This is a genomic window from Hoylesella shahii (assembly GCF_937990675.1).
GTDB lineage: Bacteria > Bacteroidota > Bacteroidia > Bacteroidales > Bacteroidaceae > Prevotella > Prevotella shahii.
The window spans coordinates 22,172-42,247 of sequence record NZ_CALKQY010000013.1 but is presented as its reverse complement, the minus strand read 5'-3'; the positions used below and the strand labels follow the sequence as shown (position 1 = coordinate 42,247).

Annotated in this window: 13 protein-coding genes and 1 other RNA gene; 8 read left to right on the top strand and 6 right to left on the bottom strand. The window is 42.5% G+C overall.

Annotation, left to right across the window (positions count from 1 at the left end; genetic code table 11):
* Positions 1-38 precede the first annotated feature (38 nt).
* Positions 39-494, bottom strand: coding sequence for a hypothetical protein (locus QME03_RS01565; protein WP_281723247.1), 456 nt, complete (start codon positions 492-494; stop codon positions 39-41).
* Between the two features lie 189 nt (positions 495-683).
* Positions 684-1,084, bottom strand: a transfer-messenger RNA (tmRNA) gene (gene ssrA / locus QME03_RS01560).
* A 214-nt stretch (positions 1,085-1,298) separates the two neighbouring features.
* Between ssrA and QME03_RS01555 the strand changes: the two genes are divergently transcribed.
* Positions 1,299-2,054, top strand: coding sequence for a glycosyltransferase family 2 protein (locus QME03_RS01555; protein WP_273146816.1), 756 nt, complete (start codon positions 1,299-1,301; stop codon positions 2,052-2,054).
* Between the two features lie 371 nt (positions 2,055-2,425).
* On the opposite strand, the gene QME03_RS01550 is transcribed toward QME03_RS01555, so the two are convergent.
* The 3 genes from QME03_RS01550 to surE all read right to left on the bottom strand — a co-directional run bounded on the left by QME03_RS01550 (position 2,426) and on the right by surE (position 7,531).
* Positions 2,426-3,526 (bottom strand): hypothetical protein, encoded by a 1,101-nt coding sequence (locus tag QME03_RS01550; RefSeq protein WP_281723246.1) that lies wholly within the window; start codon positions 3,524-3,526, stop codon positions 2,426-2,428.
* A 1,802-nt stretch (positions 3,527-5,328) separates the two neighbouring features.
* Positions 5,329-6,504, bottom strand: a complete 1,176-nt coding sequence (gene lpxB, locus QME03_RS01545; RefSeq protein ID WP_273146818.1) for a lipid-A-disaccharide synthase — start codon at positions 6,502-6,504, stop codon at positions 5,329-5,331.
* 223 nt (positions 6,505-6,727) lie between these two features.
* The gene (gene surE / locus QME03_RS01540) at positions 6,728-7,531 is read right to left on the bottom strand and encodes a 5'/3'-nucleotidase SurE (RefSeq protein ID WP_273112481.1); all 804 of its coding nucleotides are present in this window, start codon (positions 7,529-7,531) and stop codon (positions 6,728-6,730) included.
* Between the two features lie 303 nt (positions 7,532-7,834).
* Here surE and QME03_RS01535 point away from each other — a divergent pair, with 303 nt between their 5' ends.
* From QME03_RS01535 to cls, 7 genes are all read left to right on the top strand, one after another.
* A complete protein-coding gene (locus QME03_RS01535) occupies positions 7,835-8,599 on the top strand; it encodes a ParA family protein (RefSeq protein ID WP_025816838.1) in 765 nt (254 codons plus the stop codon).
* A gap of 128 nt (positions 8,600-8,727) precedes the next feature.
* Positions 8,728-8,874 carry a hypothetical protein gene (locus QME03_RS01530; protein ID WP_273146821.1) on the top strand — a complete coding sequence of 49 codons (147 nt, stop codon included), beginning with the start codon at positions 8,728-8,730 and terminating at the stop codon, positions 8,872-8,874.
* A 49-nt stretch (positions 8,875-8,923) separates the two neighbouring features.
* Positions 8,924-9,817, top strand: coding sequence for a ParB/RepB/Spo0J family partition protein (locus QME03_RS01525; RefSeq protein ID WP_273112485.1), 894 nt, complete (start codon positions 8,924-8,926; stop codon positions 9,815-9,817).
* A 16-nt stretch (positions 9,818-9,833) separates the two neighbouring features.
* Positions 9,834-10,568 carry a DUF5683 domain-containing protein gene (locus QME03_RS01520; RefSeq protein ID WP_281723245.1) on the top strand — a complete coding sequence of 245 codons (735 nt, stop codon included), beginning with the start codon at positions 9,834-9,836 and terminating at the stop codon, positions 10,566-10,568.
* Between the two features lie 60 nt (positions 10,569-10,628).
* Positions 10,629-11,984 (top strand): lytic transglycosylase domain-containing protein, encoded by a 1,356-nt coding sequence (locus QME03_RS01515; RefSeq protein ID WP_025816835.1) that lies wholly within the window; start codon positions 10,629-10,631, stop codon positions 11,982-11,984.
* Between the two features lie 321 nt (positions 11,985-12,305).
* Positions 12,306-14,579, top strand: a complete 2,274-nt coding sequence (locus QME03_RS01510) for a RelA/SpoT family protein (RefSeq protein WP_025816834.1) — start codon at positions 12,306-12,308, stop codon at positions 14,577-14,579.
* Between the two features lie 3,334 nt (positions 14,580-17,913).
* A complete protein-coding gene (cls, locus tag QME03_RS01505) occupies positions 17,914-19,338 on the top strand; it encodes a cardiolipin synthase (RefSeq protein ID WP_281723269.1) in 1,425 nt (474 codons plus the stop codon).
* A 55-nt stretch (positions 19,339-19,393) separates the two neighbouring features.
* Here cls and QME03_RS01500 read toward each other — a convergent pair whose 3' ends face one another.
* Entirely contained in the window at positions 19,394-20,059 is a 666-nt protein-coding gene (locus tag QME03_RS01500) for a SprT-like domain-containing protein (protein ID WP_281723244.1), read from the bottom strand.
* Between the last annotated feature and the right edge of the window lie 17 nt (positions 20,060-20,076).

Below are 20,076 nucleotides of genomic sequence, written 5' to 3'. Positions count from 1 at the left end.
GTTTGCTGGCAGAAAACATTTTAGCTTACAGCAACAACTCACAATACATTTTTCCACAGTTCTTTTAACCTACCTTCATATTTCGAGGCATGCGCAATGCGTATTCTCTTTAAGTACTTACCCAATTCTTTAGGCTGTATTTTCAGTAAATAGTATTCGATTAGAAAAGCCACCAAGAAGTTTTTATAATAAGGAAGTTCGTTAATTGTTCTAGGCTTTTCATCGTCAATTACTTCTTCTCCCACCGGATATTCGTCCTCTTCATCAAAATCAAGTTGCATTTTGCTTTTAACAAAAGATATAGCTTCCTCCATGTTTGTGCTTAGTAATGCCTTTAAATCTTCAATCTCAATTCGAGCAGCCACCAATCTTTCCCTGTCATAATCTAGCAACGAAAAAGGAACTATGTTATCAATCTCAACGTTCCTTTCTTGTACTGCTTTTAGAAGCGTTTCGTATAGCCCACTGTTAATAAATTCGTTTATCTTATTCATCTTCGTAATTCGCATTTATTTATAGGTATTATTAGTATAAGCTTGTATTTCTTAGAATCTTATGCCTTATACCTAGCCCCAACATGATTCGCACTCCATGCCATCAACGAATAATCGCCATAACTTATTACAGTTATAGCGATTACCTGATGTTAAACAATCTTGCTTTACCCTTATTAAGAGTACGTAATGTGGAGCTGGTGGGATTCGAACCCACGTCCAAACAGGGAAACCATACGCTTTCTACACGCTTATTCCGGCCTGCGATTTTCGTGCATTGGCAAGACCCGGACCACCAACCAATGCCTTATCCCCTAAAATTTTATCTAGTGAGCGAGGCCTCACTAAACTATTTCCGATTTATCTGCACCGCTTTATCAGCTGGCTTCGGAACAACAGCCTCTGAGCGATGTCTCGTTCCATTACCTTGTAACGGAATAAAGCCCGAAATCTACTATACTTCGATTAGGCAGCGAGAGCGTAATTTCTTTCGCCAATTAAATTTTTGATAACTGGGATTATGGAGCCAGCCACCTACGCTCCGCGTGCTTACATACCATTTCATCCCGCTGTCAAATCCAGTCAACCCCGATTTTATGCCTTTCGCGCTTCTGTTGTTTTGTTAAACACTGCAACATTCCACGCTTTGGGCATGGCGAAATGCCATGAATTAGTTTGCAAAATTACATAATAATCTTATCACCTGCAAGTTTTAAGCCCTAATTTTACACTTTTTGATTATCTTACATCGTATCATGCAATAAGACGCCACATTCTTCGTTTAAGGCTATAGTTAATTCATCTATGAAGGTAAGCATAATAACAGTGGCCTTTAACAGTGCTGCAACTATTGCACATTGTATGCAATCGGTGTTAGACCAGTCGTATTCTAACATCGAATACATTGTTGTTGACGGACTTTCCAAAGACAACACGCTCAATATTGTTCGCGAGTTTGAACCTTTGTTCGCAGGCAAAATGCGTTGGATTTCCGAAAATGACAATGGCATATACGACGCCATGAATAAGGGTTTGCACATGGCTACTGGCGATGTGGTGGGCATTTTAAATTCCGACGACTTCTTTACGGACAACGATGTTATTGAAAAGGTGGCACAGGCCTTTACAGATGATAAAATCGATGCTGTTTATGGCGATGTGCATTTTGTGCGCGAAACCAACCTTTCTCGATGTGTTAGATATTATTCTTCGGCTGGTTTTCGCCCTTGGTGGCTTCGTTTTGGCATTATGCCGGCTCATCCCTCATTCTATGCTCGCAAAGAAGTGTTTCAAAAGGCTGGACTTTACAAAACCGACTATAAAATAGGTGGAGACTTTGAAATGATGGTTAGACTTTTCAAACGCTTCGACATCAAGACCAAATACCTACCCATGGTTTTTGTCACGATGCGTATGGGTGGCGCTAGCACCAAGAATGTGGGTAGCCGACTAACCTTATTGCGCGAAGACACGCGTGCTTGTAGGGAGAATGGTGTGTACACGCATCCGTTGCTTATCTGTTTAAAATACTTTTATAAGGTACTCGAATTTAGGTTTTAGCCTTATGCTTTCTATTCGCTAATAAACTTTTAAGGTGTGCAACAGCACAATTCACACCGTTATACATTTCCTAAACCCTTCTTAACTACATTTGCTAGAGCGAATTTCGCTCAATTTACATGCAAAAAAAAAGGTATGCTTTATCTCAAAGCATACCGTCTATCATTAACAACTCTCTTTTCTTTATTCGTATCCTATAATCTTTACTTTCAAAATGCTATACCTTATTTGAGAATTTTTTCCTAAATCAATCTTTTACCTTAGCGAGGATAAGTGGTGAGGGAGGGCTATTGGCGAGCGGCCAACATTGTCGCCCCACCCTGTTACTTAACCTACGGGCCTATGGCATAGCCCCTATACCTATTTAATGTTTATCTTCGTCCGCCAAAGTGGCCACCACCCGAATTGCCATTTTGTGGGTTGGCATTGTTGTTATGTGGCGTATAAGTTGAACCTGAGTTACCACCACCGCCAAACGAGCGACCTGAAGTAGAGGGTGTTGAACCTCCCGAGCCCTGTGAGCGTGTAGAATTGAAGGGCGTTACGCTTTGTTGTGTGTTGTTGTAAGACGAACCACCAGTGTTTCCGCCGAACGAACGGCCAGAGGTTGATGGTTGTGAACCTTGCGAGCGACTAGGACTGAAGGTGTTGTTTGGCACATCTGCCGAACTTCCTGCTCCTGAGTCATTGTAATAACGTGCTCCGCCAAAATGTCCGCTACCATAGTTTTCGTTGTAATCACGATTTCTGCGAGCTGTGCTCCTGGTGCTACTTGGGCGATCGTAACGGTCATCCCTGTCGTATCCGTATCCAAAATCGCGTCCCGAACGTCGTGACGAGGAACTTCTATTATAGTTGTCATAGTCGCGACCTTGGTTCGACCATTGTCTTGAGTCGTAACCATAACCATAGTTATCATAACCATTGTCGTTATATCCGCCAAATCTGTAGCCCCGTCCATAATCGCCACGTTGGAAACCATCTCGCATACCGTAACTGCGTGAGCCTCCGAACTGTCTTCCACTGTATCTACTAACGCCGCCGTTTATATTCCAGCTGCTTGTTCCACGATAAGTGTTGTAGAAAGTTGGTCTTCCAAAATAGTAATAGTCGCGATAAGGATAGCGAGCATAAATACGGAATCGCCAATAACCAGTGTCGTAATACAGTGGGCGGTAGAAATAATTGGCTTGACAGTAAGCCCTATATTGCCAATCGTATAGAATATAACCCAAATCTTGGTTGCGTCGGCGCCAATAGATACCATAAAGGTCGTCATAATGGTCGATGCTAAGCAAATAATCGAGGTTTATTTCGTAGGCTGCCTCATACTGGTCGTCGGTGAGGTTCAGCTCGTATGCCATCTTATCTGTAAGGAAGAGGGCTTGATGCCGTGCTTGTTCGAAACTCATTGCCTTAGCTTGAAAACCAAAAGCCAAGAGCGTAAGCAGGGTTAATAATAGCTTCTTCATAATTGTTCGTTTTAAAGATGTTTATAACTCGATTCTAATTTTTTGGAGACCAGCGCAGTCTCTTTGATTTTATTCTCTCTCTCGTAGTTTTGTGGAGGCCGTGGCCGTCTTTTTTGGGAGATGCCTTTTGGCCTTCGTTCCCTTTTTACAATTGCAAAGTTAGCGCAAATACGCCCCCAACCAAAAGGTTTTTCCCTAAACACGAAAGGAAATCCCCTACCAGACATCTTTCGCAATGCTGTGAGCTTGCGCTTTTCTTTGGTACTAAGCGCTAAAAGCGTGGCTACACTGTGCATCTCAAACACACTTAACATGCACATTTACATCAATTTAATTTTCGTGCAACCTTAATTCTGTAATATTATTTCCCTGATTAGGCATATAGTAATAAGCATGTGTTCGTGCGCGTAGGCCAACAACAAAAGATGATTTTGGCATTCGTTGCATTACACATTTGTGTTGTCTTTTGGTAGATTTTAGTAGCAAAAAATTCTTTTCGTGGGGATAACAATGCTTGCTTATTTTAATTACAAATACTGGCAAACAAAACACTAATGCTAGTATTTTTCTATTATATATATAGTACGCATTTGTTAAACTGGTAAATTTATTTTACAAACACCCATTTACATACCGAACCATTCTAGACAAACAAACCACGTAAAACACATATAAAATGCGAAGAAAAGACAAAAACCGCAACGCAACAACTTGCCTTTTAGGTCCACTTTTTGTCATTTATTGCGCTTTAACACTTCTTTTTTAAGAAAATTGGCGCACATTTGGTGCCCGAAACAACATAAAAATGCAATTTTGAAGAGGTGGAAATTGCAAAATATACACCTTTTAGCAGACTTAAACGCAGTAATTTCTTTGCTAAATGCAGCAAAACGCAGCGCATTTAGCACCAAAACGCAGTGCATTTAGCACCAAAACGCAGTGCTATCTGCAGCAAAACGCAAGGCTAAATGCAGCAAAACACAATGCTAAATGATGCAAAACGCACGATTAAGAGAAAAAAAGCGCGCTCAACAGCACTATCATTATGATAGATAAATCAAACAAATCACTCACAACAAGTAATTATTATCACTATTTGGCTCACTTGATGGCAATACATACTCAGAAAACATAAACAAAACGCCATCATTAAACTGAAAAATAACAAACAACGAACAGCTGTTTTACAAGTGTGCTTTTTTAGCTTCGTGAGCCTTGCACCCTATTTGCATGCAAATACAAGCGCATTTACCACAAATCAATACAGACACAAGTAAACCAGCAAGTTACAAACTTTAAAAATACAAGCAAAAATACGCCCTTCGGTCGGATTTTTTCCAGAGAAGACACTCACAATGTTAAATTTTAGTACATTATTTTTACAACACATCGCATCAATTGGCATGACATAAAGCGCGAATTAAAGCCAAATAGGTCATTAGAGTCTAAACAGATTTTGTTTTATTGTCGAGCAGATTGCCTATATTTGTAACGCAGGCATAGCGGGCTACGTCAAATTTCAAAGACAAGCAAGATGCAGACCTGAAAATAAAAGATGTCAGGAAACAACATCCAAACAAGAATTCTAGAAACATTGTGGTCTAATAAGCGATTTGAGTTAAATACAACAAACAAAACCTACTGCTAACTGGCAAAGGCAAAGATGCAAGCAACAACACACTAAAAAGGGTGCTTTTGCAGATGTAAGAACACTTGGCATGAAGTAAAAGTAAGAAAACAACAAGTTGATATTAGCCTTACCACTCCTACATCCCCCCAACACTTACGCCAAACAAAGTGATTTAGTTGAGTGCAGTAACGTTTTTATCACCCGTTTCAGATTTCTTAAGCAAGCCAACCATCATCTTTGCGGCATTATCAGACGCCACATCGCTACCCAAGATATGACGAAGTTGGGCATAATTATCAAGCATCTGTTGACGCAACTCGCCCCCAGGCAAGAGTGCTTGTAAGCAATTAGAGATATTGTCTACAGTAAAACGGTCGGCAAACAGCTCGCTAACCACCTCTCTATCCATAATAAGATTAACGAGCGAGATATAATTAACCTTTATAATATGGTTGAAAGCAAAACGAATAAGGCGAGGAACAGGAGTTTTATAACACACCACTTGAGGTACATTAAACAAAGCCGTCTCGAGCGTTGCTGTACCACTAGTAACCAATGCAGCAGTGGAATGAGCCAAAAGCGGATAGGTTTTATTTTTCACTAAACGCACTTGCGTTCCGTCAATAAACCGCTGGTAATACTCATCGGCAATAGAAGGCGCACCCGCCAACACTACTTGATACTGCGGAAAGCGTGCAGCCACCTGCATCATTGCAGGCAAATTGTCTTTAATTTCTTGCGTTCTGCTGCCTGCTAGCAAGGCCAATATGGGCCTATCTGTAGGCAAATTGTGGGTTTGGCAAAACTGTTCGAACCCTTCATGATAAGTGGAAAGAAAATTACGCACTTCGTCGGCCGTTGGGTTTCCCACGTAGTGTATGGGGTAGTGATGTTTTTGCTCAAAAAAATTCACCTCGAAAGGTAAAATAGAAAACAGCTCATCAACATCACGCTTGATGTTTTTGATGCGATATTCTTTCCACGCCCAAATCTTCGGCGATATGTAATAATACACGGGTATCGTGGTGTTCTGCTTCAGAAACTTAGCAATATTGAGGTTAAACCCAGGATAATCCACCAGTATTACCACATCGGGCGCCCACTCCACAATGTCTTTTTTGCAGAAAGACATATTGCGAAAGATGGTTCTTAGATGCAACAACACAGGGATAAATCCCATGTATGCCATTTCTTTAAAGTGCTTTACGCGCGTTCCGCCTACGGCTGTCATAAGGTCGCCACCAAAGAAACGAAAATCTGCTGATTGGTCTATTGCCTGCAACGAACGCATAAGATGCGAGGCATGGAGGTCGCCTGAGGCCTCTCCCACGATGAGATAATAACGCATAGAATTTTAAATATAGTTGACAAGCTACCCATTAACTGCCATAAAATCGAATAGACTAATAACCTACAAGGATTAAAAGAGTGGTCAACCGTTGACAGTTAAGAGCGGTAATCGCAACCCAACAAGACAAAACGAGTAGCGAACGGGAGTGTAGTATATAGCCACTATTTCACTTACGTCTTAACCCACTCCACTCTATTATTTACCATCCACGATACAAAGACTATCCCTGTATTTCTTTTTCTACTAAACAGTCGTCGTTTTCCCACGTCTTCATACGTTGCAACGAGTCGTAACAAGTAACGTCGACACGTGTGGGAACAATGGCCACATAATCATTTTTCAAAGCCCAGTAGTCAGTATCAGTCGCTTGAGGCTCATCACTTTGAAAATATCCAGCCATCCAAAAATAGTTGTAACCATGCGGATGAGTTCGCTTCTCGCATTCGTTCACCCATGTTCCCCTATTCATTCGACACATCTTAACCCCTTTGAAAGATTGTGTGCGTGGAAAATTAACATTGAGGCACACTTCTTTGGGCAAGCCCTCGGCTAACACGCGCTTTACAATGCCACGCACATAAGGGCGCAAAGGTTCGAAATCGGCATCTTCATTGGGGTCGGCAAGCGAGAAACCCACCGATGGCACACCCTTCAAACAACCTTCGATAACCACTCCCATCGTACCCGAATAGTGCACGTTAACAGCAGCATTGTCGCCATGATTAATACCCGAAAGAATAATATCAGGTTGGCGTTGAGCGAAAAACTCGCTAAAAGCAAGTTTCACACAGTCAACAGGCGTGCCGTTACTCGACCATACCGTGGCGCCCGCCACATCTTTTCGCCTTTTTATCTGCAAGGGTTTTGCCACCGAAAAGGCGCCAGCAAAACCGGAACGACCAGCATCGGGAGCGCAAACCACAACCTCGGCAAAATCGGTGAGCATACCCACCAACGAACGAAGTCCTTTTGCATGATAGCCATCATCGTTAGATACTAATATAAGCGGTTTCTTTACTTCCATCTTTCACCTTCTTTTTATTTCCCAAATTATTATTCAGACCCCAGCAAAAAGCCCTTTTTACAAGCAAAAGTGTGATAGCAGACATCGCCTACAGAGCCTAAGAACCAATGTGTTAACCTTTTCTAAAAAAACTAACAGGCAACCGTAAACAATACGTTGAAATGTATTTACAAATCGTGTTCACAACATTGGCAAAGCCTAAATATTTACATGCAAAAGTACGAAAAAAGCTTTAATATAGTGCTTTTTCGTCTAAAATATGTATCTTTGCATTCTATTAAAAACAACCAGGAAAAAAAGGTTATGGGAAAAATTATTGCATTAGCCAATCAAAAGGGCGGTGTGGGGAAGACAACCACCACAATTAACCTTGCTGCTTCATTGGCTACATTAGAAAAAAGCGTGTTGGTGGTAGACGCCGACCCACAAGCAAACTCTTCAAGTGGTCTTGGAGTGGACTTGAATGATGTGGAATGCTCGCTTTACGAATGCATCATAGACCATGCTGACGTACGCGACGCCATCTACACTACAGACATCGACGGTCTGGACATCATCCCTAGCCATATCAACCTTGTAGGTGCAGAGATAGAACTGCTCAACATCGAAAACCGTGAACGCGCATTTAAAACACTGCTCGACGGCATCAAGGGAGACTATGACTACATACTCATTGACTGTTCGCCATCGTTGGGACTTATTACCGTTAACGCCCTCACTGCGGCCGATTCGGTTATCATCCCCGTGCAGTGCGAATATTTCGCGCTTGAAGGTATCAGCAAGTTGCTCAGCACTATCAAAATCATTAAGAGCAAGCTTAACACAAAGCTGGAAATTGAAGGTTTCTTGCTCACAATGTACGACAGCCGTCTGCGTTTGGCCAACCAAATCTACGACGAAGTGAAGCGCCATTTCCAGGAACTTGTATTCAAAACGGTGATTCAACGCAACGTTAAACTGAGCGAAAGCCCAAGCCACGGCTTACCCGTTATTCTTTACGACGCTGAGTCGACAGGTAGTAAAAACCATTTGGCTTTGGCAAAGGAAATTGTGGAGAAAGGCAACTAAAACGCCTTTTGCACAAACGACCCAACGCTGTGACACAACAACCTATAGCCAGCTACGATAAAAGCAGGCTAAAAGGCCGAAGAAGCCTAACGTGGTAAATAAAACCAAAGCGCAAAGACATACCACGTGTGCCACAAAAAGTAAAACAACGACAAGGCGTTTCCCACAGCATCCTTGCAAAACTTGGAAAATGGGGAAAACGCCTTGCCTACAACTATCAAGACATGGACTACAAGCTCGACGAGATGCCTAAAACCGAGGCGCTTAGCAAGTAAAAAACATCGCCGACTTGTCTATATGTCAATCATAAACGAATATTTCTAAATGGCAGTACATAAGAAATTTAACGCCTTAGGCAGAGGGCTCGACGCACTGATTTCAACCGAAAGCGTGCGCCCACAGGGTAGCTCCACCATCAACGAAATTCCACTTGAGCAGATTGAGGCTAACCCCAATCAGCCTCGAAGAGAGTTTGACGAGGAGGCTTTACAAGAACTTGCCAATAGCATTAACGAAATTGGTATCATCCAACCCATTACCCTGCGACAGGTTGCGGAAAACAAATTCCAAATCATTGCCGGCGAAAGACGTTGGCGGGCATCTCAATTGGCTGGACTGCAAGCTATACCTGCCTACATCCGAACCATCAAAGACGAAAGCATTATGGAACTGGCACTGGTGGAAAACATCCAGCGCGAAGACCTTAATGCCATCGAAATTGCTTTGGCTTACGAACATCTGCTTTCTGCAGAGGGTATGACGCAAGAACGCGTTTCTGAGAGAGTGGGAAAAAGCCGCACAGCCATCACCAACTATTTGCGCCTACTTAAACTTCCGGCACAAGTGCAAATGGCTCTGCAAAAAAAAGAAATAGACATGGGACATGCACGCGCACTGCTAGCCATAGACAGTCCGTCGCTGCAAATTAAACTCTTCCGCGAAATACAAAAACACGGCTACTCGGTGAGAAAAGTGGAAGAACTGGCCCAAAAACTGAAAAATGGCGAAGACATTCAGAGCGGAAAGAAAATTATTGTCACAAAAACACCTATGTCTGAAGAGGTAACTAGGATTAGACAAAGGCTTTGCGACTTTCTTGATGCCAAGGTGCAAATGACCTGTTCGCCTAAAGGTAAGGGTAAGATTAGCATCCCCTTTGCCAACGAAGAAGAACTGGCACGTATCATGGCCACGTTCGACAAACTGAAAGAAGAATAAACATAAAGTTGATAAAATGAGCGTGAAGATTTGTAAATTGTTATTGACGATGACCTTGTTGGCGCCCTTTGGCTGCATTGCATCCATGGCACAAGGACACTTCGATGGCCCAAAGAATGCCCAAGAACAGGGCGACACGCTCACAACAACACTTTACAACAACCAGCCCGCATACCAACAAGACAGCCTCAACACCATGCTCGTGCCAAAAACACAGAAGCATAAGGAAAAAAAAGACTGGAATGCATGGCGCCCAAATCCCAAACGGGCTATGTGGCTGGCCATCGTTCTGCCTGGAGCAGGACAAATATATAACCGCAAATACTGGAAACTACCATTGGTATATGGTGGTTTTGTGGGTTGTGTCTACGCCATGCAATGGAACAATATGATGTTTCGCGACTACTCAAAAGCCTACCAAGACATCATGGACACCGACCCAACAACACAAAGCTACAACCAGTTTTTGCACTTGGGCACAAGAATTACCGATGAGAACAAAACGCAATACCAAAACATCTTTAAAAGCAGAAAAGACAAATACCGCCGTTGGCGCGACCTTAGTTTCTTCTGCTTGTTAGGCGTTTATGCCCTCTCTATCGTTGATGCTTATGTAGATGCATCGCTATCCGAATTCGATATATCTGATGATTTGTCGCTTCGAGTTGAGCCTGCCGTAATGAATAGCCCTGCAACGGGCATGGCATTTAAACCTTCGGCCATTGGTTTGCACTGCAGTCTCACATTCTGATACACAACAATCGCACATAAGCACCTATAGTATTGAACAATAAGAACAATGAAATACAGCATGAAAAGAGTTAACTTTCTGCTAATCACCGTGATGTTGGGCTGTGCAACAACCGCATTCGCACAGCAAAACAAAGACGATAAGGAAATCACCGTGACTACAGCAAACGGCAAAAACGAAGTGATAGACTTGCCAGAGGGCATGACCTACGAACTTGATAGTCTGCTCAAACAATACAATGCGGAGAAATATCTCAGGCCTGCAACCGATTGTAACATGCCTAACGTGAATCCCACTTTCCCCAAAGAGGTGTATATCGACAGGCTTAGTAGAATACCATCGGTTATTGAAATGCCTTATAACGAAGTTGTACAGAAGTTTATCGACCGCTATAGTGGCAAACTTCGTCGCTCGGTGAGCTATGTTGTGGGGGCTAGCAACTTCTACATGCCCATCTTCGAAGAAGCTCTTGAGGCTTACGGATTGCCTCTAGAACTGAAATACCTGCCCGTTATCGAGTCGGCGCTTAACCCTAGAGCCGTGTCAAGAGTTGGCGCAACTGGTCTTTGGCAGTTTATGTTGGCCACTGGAAAACACTACGGTCTAACAGTAAACTCGCTAATCGATGAGCGTAGCGACATCGCAAAGTCGTCTTACGCCGCCGCTCATTATCTTAGCGACCTCTATCGCATCTTCGGCGACTGGAATTTGGTTATTGCAGCCTACAACGCTGGTCCTGATAACATCAATAAAGCTATACATAGAGCTAAAGGCGAAAAGGATTATTGGAAGATTTATCCTTACTTGCCACAAGAAACAAGAGGATATGTGCCGGCATTTATCGCAGCCAACTACATCATGAACTATTATTGCGAACACAATATCTGCCCCATGACGGCTACTCTACCGATAAAGACCGATACTGTGGTTGTTAATCACGACATACACTTTAACCAAGTGGCTGGCGTGCTAGGCATAGATGTTGCCGAAATAAAGGCACTCAATCCTCAATACCGTAAAGATATTGTGTGTGGAGCTTCTGCACCTGCATCGCTTCGATTGCCCGCTAGCATGGTAAACAAGTTTATCGACAAACAAGAAGAGATATTTGCATACAGCAGCGAAGACTTACCCACTAAGAGAAGAGAAGTTGAGGTGGCCGAAGCTCCTGTTTCTTATTCTTCTTCGAGGAGTTCAAGCAGAAGTTCAAGCAGAAGACACGAATCGAAAAAAGAAAGACGCAAACGCGAACGACGCGAACGCAATAGCGCAGGTGGAAAGAGCATTATGATTAAAGACGGAGATACACTCTCTGAAATTGCAAAACGCAACCACACCACCGTGCAGAAGCTTAAAAAGCTGAACAAAATCAGTGGTTCGAGCATCAGAGCAGGAAAGAAACTAAAAGTGAAATAAAGGCATACAACGTCCTTTATCACTAAGGATTAGCACATGAAAGGAGTTCTGTCAGATAGACAACCGAGGCCTTGGAAACACGGCTTGGCTATGCAACACGTCTGGCCGAACTCCTTTTGACGTTACACGCTGGGCAACAATAAAACCAAACGGGCAACACCCAACAAACAAATAGAACGATATTTCGGGATAACAACACTGCACATAAACACTGGCAGCAATGCCTAACGCATGCTTGAACACCCGATTTTAAAACTCCATACAGCTAATAAACGTTCATTTTCATTACACAATAGGTTCATTTACATAACTTGCAGCGATATGTCAGACCAAATTACGAGAGATAAAGAAAGAGAACAAACGGAAGAACAGATGGTGAACAAGGCGTTCAAACACCTGCTAGAAACCTATATGGCCTCGCCACACCGAAAAAAAGAAGAAATCATCACCAAAGCCTTTAACTTTGCAAGAGAGGCGCATAAAGGTGTGAGACGACTCTCGGGCGAACCTTATATCATGCACCCCATCGCCGTTGCTCAAATCGCGTGCGAGGAAATGGGACTGGGTTCCACCAGTATCTGCGCTGCATTGCTGCACGACGTGGTTGAAGATACCGACTATACTGTTGAAGATATCGAGAATATTTTCGGCGCAAAAATCGCACAAATCGTAGACGGACTCACCAAAATATCTGGCGGAATATTCGGTGATAGAGCTTCTGCACAAGCCGAAAATTTTAAGAAACTGCTGCTAACAATGAGCGACGACATCCGTGTTATACTCATTAAGATATGCGACCGACTGCATAACATGCGAACGCTTGAAAGCCAAGCGCCTAACAAACAATACAAAATCGCAGGCGAAACGCTTTATATCTACGCGCCATTGGCTAATAGACTTGGTCTAAACAAAATTAAAACCGAACTTGAAAACCTCAGTTTCAAGTTCGAACACCCAGAAGAATACGCCATCATTCAAGCAAAACTGGCTTCTACTCAAGAACAACGCGATATTCTTTTCCAACAATTCACCGACCCTATACGACAAGCACTCGACCCTCTAGGTATTCAATACGAGATAAAGGCACGCATCAAAAGTCCCTACTCTATCTGGAACAAAATGCAAACCAAACATGTGGCATTCGAAGAGATTTATGACATCCTGGCTGTACGCATCGTTTTCACACCAAAAAATCGTGAAGAGGAAATTAACGAGAGCTTTAAGATATACGTAAAGATAAGTCAACTCTATAAATCGCACCCTGATAGACTCCGAGATTGGCTCAACCACCCGAAAGCCAACGGGTATCAAGCCTTACATGTTACGCTGATGAGCAAACAAGGACGATGGATTGAAGTGCAGATTAGAAGCGACCGTATGGACGAAATTGCCGAACAGGGCTTTGCTGCTCACTGGAAATATAAGGAGGGCGAAGAGGTTACTGAGGACGATGGCGAACTAAACGACTGGCTAAGAACCATCAAAGAAATTCTCGACGACCCACAACCCGATGCAATGGACTTTTTAGATGCCATCAAATTGAACCTCTTTGCCTCGGAGATTTTCGTGTTTACACCCAAAGGCGAAATCAAAATGCTGCCTGCTGGATGTACCGCACTCGACTTTGCTTTTCAACTTCACACTTTCCTTGGTAGCCATTGCATCGGCGCTAAGGTAAATCATAAACTCGTCCCGCTTAGTCATCGACTGCAAAGTGGCGACCAAGTGGAAATTCTAACGTCTAAATCGCAGCACGTTGATCCCTCCTGGATCAACTTCGTATCTACTGCTAAAGCGCGTGGAAAGATTCAAGCCATACTTAGAAGGGCTAACCGCGAACTACAAAAACAAGGCGAGAACATCCTAAAGGAATGGCTCAACACGCATGGATTAGAACAAACCACGTCGATATTAGACAAGCTTTGCGAACTACACGAACTGCAAAAACCAGAAGAATTGTTTCAGCATCTAGGCGACCGCACGGTTATCTTGGGCGAAAAAGACCTCGATGAGATTTTAGGAAAGAAGAAAAGCAATGGTAGTTTCAGCTGGCTAAAACGCATGCCCTTCATGGGACGTGAGAAACGACGCAATAAGACGGGAAAAGACGAAAAGAACCTGCTGGTGGTTGGCAAAGACTTTAATAAAAAATTGCCCTGTATCATCACAGAAACGTCTATCGAACGATACATTTTCCCAACGTGTTGCCACCCCATTCCTGGTGACGATATCTTAGGATATATCGATAACAAGGGACGTATTGAGGTGCATAAACGCGCATGTCCTGTTGCCAACAGACTGAAATCTAGCTACGGAAACCGCATACTCGACGCAAAATGGGACATGCATGGTAAGATGCTCTTCGATGCTACCATTGAAATTAGGGGTATTGACCGCCATGGTCTACTGCGAGATGTGGCTGATGTTATCTCTGGACAACTGAATATTGACATGCGAAAGCTTGTTATATCAGGCGAAGAGGGTGTGTTCGATGGAACAATCGACCTACGTGTGCACGACAGAAACGAAACGCAAGAGATTGTGGATAAGTTGAAAGACATCGACGGCATTCACGAGGTGCAACGCATTATCTAACCCATAGACTACATTTTCTTTCTCTAAGGACCGTTTTTTGAGCCACAAGAATGCGTTTAACATGCTAATCATGAAGCGAATGGTTGCACAAACCACTGCACGCGCAATCAAACAGAAAGTCATCAGTAGTTAGTGACAATGGATCTAGACGTTGATACCACCTCACGTACTATCTAATGGGACGGCATCAGCAAGGCCAGCCAAACTTAAACCACACAGATAATCTTGCTATCAATGAGGGATAAACTCGTTACAGATTGCTCATAATGATGATTTCTATCATTTGTACCAAGGTTATCTTGTTATTTGTAATAAGACTATCACACGTCGGTTGGTAGGATTCAACGCCTTCAACAACTCTAATCACTAGACAACATGGTGCAGAAAGGCAATCGAAGAGCATCAACACATGGCCGATGAAGTTTAGAAAAGCTCAGACCAACACATAAAAAAGACCGCTGAGACATCTCGTCGCAGTGGTCTTCTGTGTTCTCTTGGTTATTAGGATTATGTATGTGTTCCCTGTCCGCACCCTAGAGAGTCAAATGTAGGTACAGCTTAATCCAACACACCCCACTGGGCAGTGGTAGATGCGAACAGTTGCATAAAGACTGCAGTCCCAATGTGCATTCAAACAGACTGCATCTTTTAAAAAATCAGTTTTCTTAAATCATTCTTTTGTTACCATCACAGACTTTCACAAGCCCAATTTCCATTTTACACAAATGGATTTTTCCTTGGGTTAGGGTGCATAATGCATCCCTTGTTCCTTTTTTTCAACGTTTCTGCATAACAATGTATATGTTTCAGAACGTTACACCGTTAATGGTTAGGCGTTAAAAGCTCATTGAAGACAAAACCATCAAGGGCAAGCGCCTCCATATTATCATCATCATTTTGCTGTTAATCTAACGCCGACACCATCATTTCGCCATCTCTCACTTTTGCCATCAGTGTTAACTTCTGGCAAATCCCCTACCTCACATTCAATCATTTCAACGCTGGGTTAATTCATTCCCAAACATTCCATTAAATCTTTTTCATCTTCCACTACATCCCTTGGCTAGCTATTCAATATCTCTTCACACCATCTAGCGACAGTTTTTTCAGAAGAAATGCAAGCATAAGCTATGGCAAGGTTTGCTAATTCTGTATTCCCTAATCTCTGTTTCCTGGTTCGAACAACTAGTTGTCCGCCCAATTATCCGAGCGAGAACAATGAATGTGTATGGCCGAGAGGCGAACATATTAATCGGAACAATGTAACAATCTGCAGCGAATGTAAGCATTTTGGCCACACTATAGTAGCAGTTAAATTGCTTGATAGCCATTACAAACAACTTAAAGCTAAGCCATGCACAACCGATTTGTCAGCCTGCAGAAGCCATAAGGCTAGCAAAGCTTCATTGGGTTACTCACTTTAGGTGAAGAAAAGGAGGTATTGTGCTATCCATAGGAAACTATCCCGATAGCATAACGCATTTTAAATGCAACAACTTCTCCACCTAGCGCCTTGGGTTAAACCTTCAAACGCCAACTGTTACTAAGCCCGATTATTCGTCGTCTTCATTATTTCATTTAGAGCTTTATGTTTTCATGGTCACTTAAACATCGAGTTTTCATGTCCCACCATTCAGTAGAGAGGTACAAAGTCTCCATTGAACATTTTATACATATTGGTACTATCATGTATAGAATATTTACGCTCCTTATATTAGATATCGTTAATCCTTCACTTAGGACGAACTACGTAACGCCTAATTAAACATAATAACACACAAGTACTTATGCATATACATCTTTATCAGACGCATGGCAAAGTTAGATATTAATCTTTAAATTCGCAAGTAAAATGTAAATTATTTACATAAACATGTCGAAGAACATAAAAGAAAACCTTATCTCTTCTTTTTACAAAGATTAAAGTTCATAAAAAGAAAAAAGCATGGACGAGTTAACACATGCTCGTCCATGCCCAAAGGGTTGTTAGCATTCCTCTCAACTAACAGTTGCATCAGGCAGTGATGCCTCTTGTCACCACCCTAGCAGTATCACTGTTGTTGTTACTCACAACACTTTATACTCTCTTTTTCTCTCATGTCGGTTGTCTTACCCGCATATTAACCACATTTTGATTTCAAAGATATGTATGTTGTACGCGTTTAGAGCGAACATTATTCCTTATACAGTGCAATGAAAGTCTCACATCAACCTCCATTCGTTGCGTCATGCCATCCCTTTACAGTTTAGCTTCGGGGGCGAGCATTACACACGACCTTAAATCACTGTACCAATAACACGAAAGAAATTATCTAATTTTCCTTGGTATTTATCGTTAACATTTTGCTTGCAGCACCACTGGACACTTATTCCACATGATATCATCCCTGCCTTATACTTATGCTAGGAACAAACCATGCACCTTTGTGTCTTGACTGTAAAACTAAAATGTTGCTATATATATAATGTGCAGTTCTGGTATTTGCTTGTGTTTTCATGGGAGCCTTACTCCTTTTTAATATCTGTTTCTCTCAACTGTCAAAAGTTTTCCTCTAAGCATCTTATCAAACGCTTTATCAAGCGTTGCCCTCAGCCTTTACTATAGCCAGTTAGTAACAGTTATTATCTACACGCACATAACATCTCACGGTCTACTTTCACGTGTTTACATTTCCATCTCGACTGCAAAGTTAATAAAAAAGTAAAGAACAGCGAAAAGAAAAGTAATATTTTTTCAATTATTTCTAAAAACTTTTTATTTATCATTAATAGAGAACAGCCACCAAGCGAAACAAAACATACTAACAAGTACTATTAAAACATTGACCATTGTATACAATAGCTTTTTATACACCACTACTAGAGCAACCATTTTTCAGCAGGACACCCACTAGCTACCCTCATCACAGTCTTCTTTATTTACACATTAGTAAAGTTTATCACATCTATACTTTATCACATGCGCTTGAATTCATGTTTAAAAGAAATTGTATTGCTTTGTAATTTTACCTCATACCTGCAAAAAAACAAATACTTCATAACCCAATTACACAGAACCCAATCGCAAAAAACGGGGCGATTATGCCCCACTCCATCACTATTGCCTCTTTACCACACGCATTTATACCACGATTATTTTGTAATTCTAAAAACAATGTGTATTTTTGCGCATACAGAAAGAATTGGAAAACGGTACGAACCCTCATACAAAAACAAGAACAACGATGCCCAAACACCACTAACACGTGGCCTTGACCGTGCTCAACGCACAGTTTAGAGACTTAAGGGCGCTATATTAAAGTTGTATAAACTGCCTAGTGGCACAAGCGAGCCTATGCAATACGTCCACAACATTATCATCGCTTTATACATCATCATCACCTTAGGTGTGATGGTGCGCGTATTGATGGACCATAGACAACCCGCACAAACCATGGCGTGGCTGCTTGTGCTTACTTTTGTGCCCCTAGTGGGCATTATCTTCTACTTTTTCTTCGGACAAAACACCCGTAAAGAAAGACTAATCAGTCAAAGAAGCATGGACCGACTCACCAAACGGAGCATGCTTGAATATGCCGAGCAAGGCGAATTGCAACTGCCCAACGCCCACAAAGAACTTATCAACCTCTTTACCAACCTAAGTTTGGCTCTCCCTTACAAAGACAACGAGGTGGAAATATTTACCAATGGTTACGATTTTTTCTTGGATTTGCTTGACCAAATAGGCAATGCGCGCCACCATATTCACCTTGGTACCTACATTATTGAAGATGATGCTCTGGGTCAACTCATCGCCGACGCGCTCATTGATAAGGCACAGCAGGGCATTGAGGTACGATTAATCTACGACGACGTGGGATGTTGGAGCGTAAAAAGCAAGTTTTTCGAACGCATGATGCATGGCGGTGTTCAAGTTCAATCGTTCATGCCTGTGCGTTTCCCTATGTTCACCAGCAAGATGAACTACCGAAACCACCGCAAACTCTGCATTATAGACGGGCAAACGGGTTACATAGGGGGGATGAATGTGGCCTTGCGCTATGTTAAAGGAACGCGCAAACAAGAGTGGCGCGACACCCATTTGCGCCTTCGTGGCGGTGCTGTGTATGGCATTCAGCGCGCATTCTTGGTGGATTGGTATTTCGTCTCGCGCACGCTTATCACCGATAAGGCTTATTATCCAGTGCTTTCGCCACTCATTCGCAACAATTGTATTGCGCAAGTGGTGACCTGCAGCCCAGTATCGCCTTGGCCCGACATCATGCAAGGCTACATGCGCATATTGCTCGAAGCCAAGAAATACGTTTATATGGAGTCGCCTTACTTCCTGCCAACCGAACCTATACTCTTCGCTATGCGCACTGCTCGACAAGCTGGAGTTGACATTAGACTGATGCTCCCTGCGCGAACCGACTCTAAAATCATTGAGTGGGCTGGTCGTTCCTATGTTCAGGCTGCTTTAGAAGCGGGTGTTATGATTTCGTTTTATTGTGCAGGATTCAATCATAGCAAGCTTTTGGTATGCGACGACAGCCTTTGCACCTGTGGTTCAACCAATGTAGACTTCCGAAGTTTTGAAAACAACTTCGAAGCCAATGTGTTTTTCTACGATCGCGACATGGCTTTAAGAATGAAAGAGGTGTTTTTAGCCGACGAAGCCGAATGCATTGTGCTGGATAGTCCTGAGATTTTCGCCCATCGCCCTTTCTTTGCCCGTCTATGGGAGTCGCTCATCCGCCTGCTTTCGCCTTTGCTTTAAAAGGGCTTTACGCGTACATAGCACGGTTAAACATCTTTTTAGCCAAGCACAATCATTACTCAGAAATCACCAGCTTCGTCATTGTTTTCAGCATATTTTCAAAAAAATCAGGGGTCACCTCCACTCCTCGCAGGGTTCTCACTCGAGGATAAGCATTGAAATACACGTCGCTAGACACATACCAGCCATAACTTTCAAGTTCTTTTACCCGTTTAACCTGCTGGTTAAGCTTCCGAAAACTAGCAGGCGTCACCACCGACAGAAATCGCTTTCCATTGCTAAGCACCAGTGCCAACACCAGAAATTCGCGCCTGGGTAGACGTTCTTGGGCTACTTGCAATGCTTTTCCGCTTTCAGAAACCTTCATACTCCAACCATATTCGCTATTAAGTTGGTTCATCATCTTTCTAAAAACAACCCCATGCGGCGAAGTATCTTGAATATTGTTATAGGCAATATAATAATGTATCATCTCGTGTAGCAGCACATTTTTATAACCCAGCTCATCTTGTTTAAACATGATACTCACACGGATGCTATGGTCGAAGGTTTCCATCTTTCCCATTTTAATGCATCTTTTAAAACGCATTGCCCCTAACTGCGTTTTCGAGTGCGAAAGCGCAAGCTTAGGTTGCGGCAGTTTAGCCTCAAAATAATCGCGGTTAAACTGCGCAAACCATGTTTCCAAATGCCTCTTAGTTAGCTTAAATTCGTTTTCCATTCTCGCTTTCACCCTCG

Coding starts and splice junctions, on each gene's coding strand:
- QME03_RS01520 (WP_281723245.1), top strand. CDS start 9,834: ATGAGCGTGAAGATTTGTAAATTGTTATTGACGATGACCTTGTTGGCG.
- cls (WP_281723269.1), top strand. CDS start 17,914: ATGCAATACGTCCACAACATTATCATCGCTTTATACATCATCATCACC.
- QME03_RS01550 (WP_281723246.1), bottom strand. CDS start 3,526: ATGAAGAAGCTATTATTAACCCTGCTTACGCTCTTGGCTTTTGGTTTT.
- QME03_RS01510 (WP_025816834.1), top strand. CDS start 12,306: ATGTCAGACCAAATTACGAGAGATAAAGAAAGAGAACAAACGGAAGAA.
- QME03_RS01565 (WP_281723247.1), bottom strand. CDS start 494: ATGAATAAGATAAACGAATTTATTAACAGTGGGCTATACGAAACGCTT.
- QME03_RS01500 (WP_281723244.1), bottom strand. CDS start 20,059: ATGGAAAACGAATTTAAGCTAACTAAGAGGCATTTGGAAACATGGTTT.
- lpxB (WP_273146818.1), bottom strand. CDS start 6,504: ATGCGTTATTATCTCATCGTGGGAGAGGCCTCAGGCGACCTCCATGCC.
- surE (WP_273112481.1), bottom strand. CDS start 7,531: ATGGAAGTAAAGAAACCGCTTATATTAGTATCTAACGATGATGGCTAT.
- QME03_RS01555 (WP_273146816.1), top strand. CDS start 1,299: ATGAAGGTAAGCATAATAACAGTGGCCTTTAACAGTGCTGCAACTATT.
- QME03_RS01525 (WP_273112485.1), top strand. CDS start 8,924: ATGGCAGTACATAAGAAATTTAACGCCTTAGGCAGAGGGCTCGACGCA.
- QME03_RS01535 (WP_025816838.1), top strand. CDS start 7,835: ATGGGAAAAATTATTGCATTAGCCAATCAAAAGGGCGGTGTGGGGAAG.
- QME03_RS01515 (WP_025816835.1), top strand. CDS start 10,629: ATGAAAAGAGTTAACTTTCTGCTAATCACCGTGATGTTGGGCTGTGCA.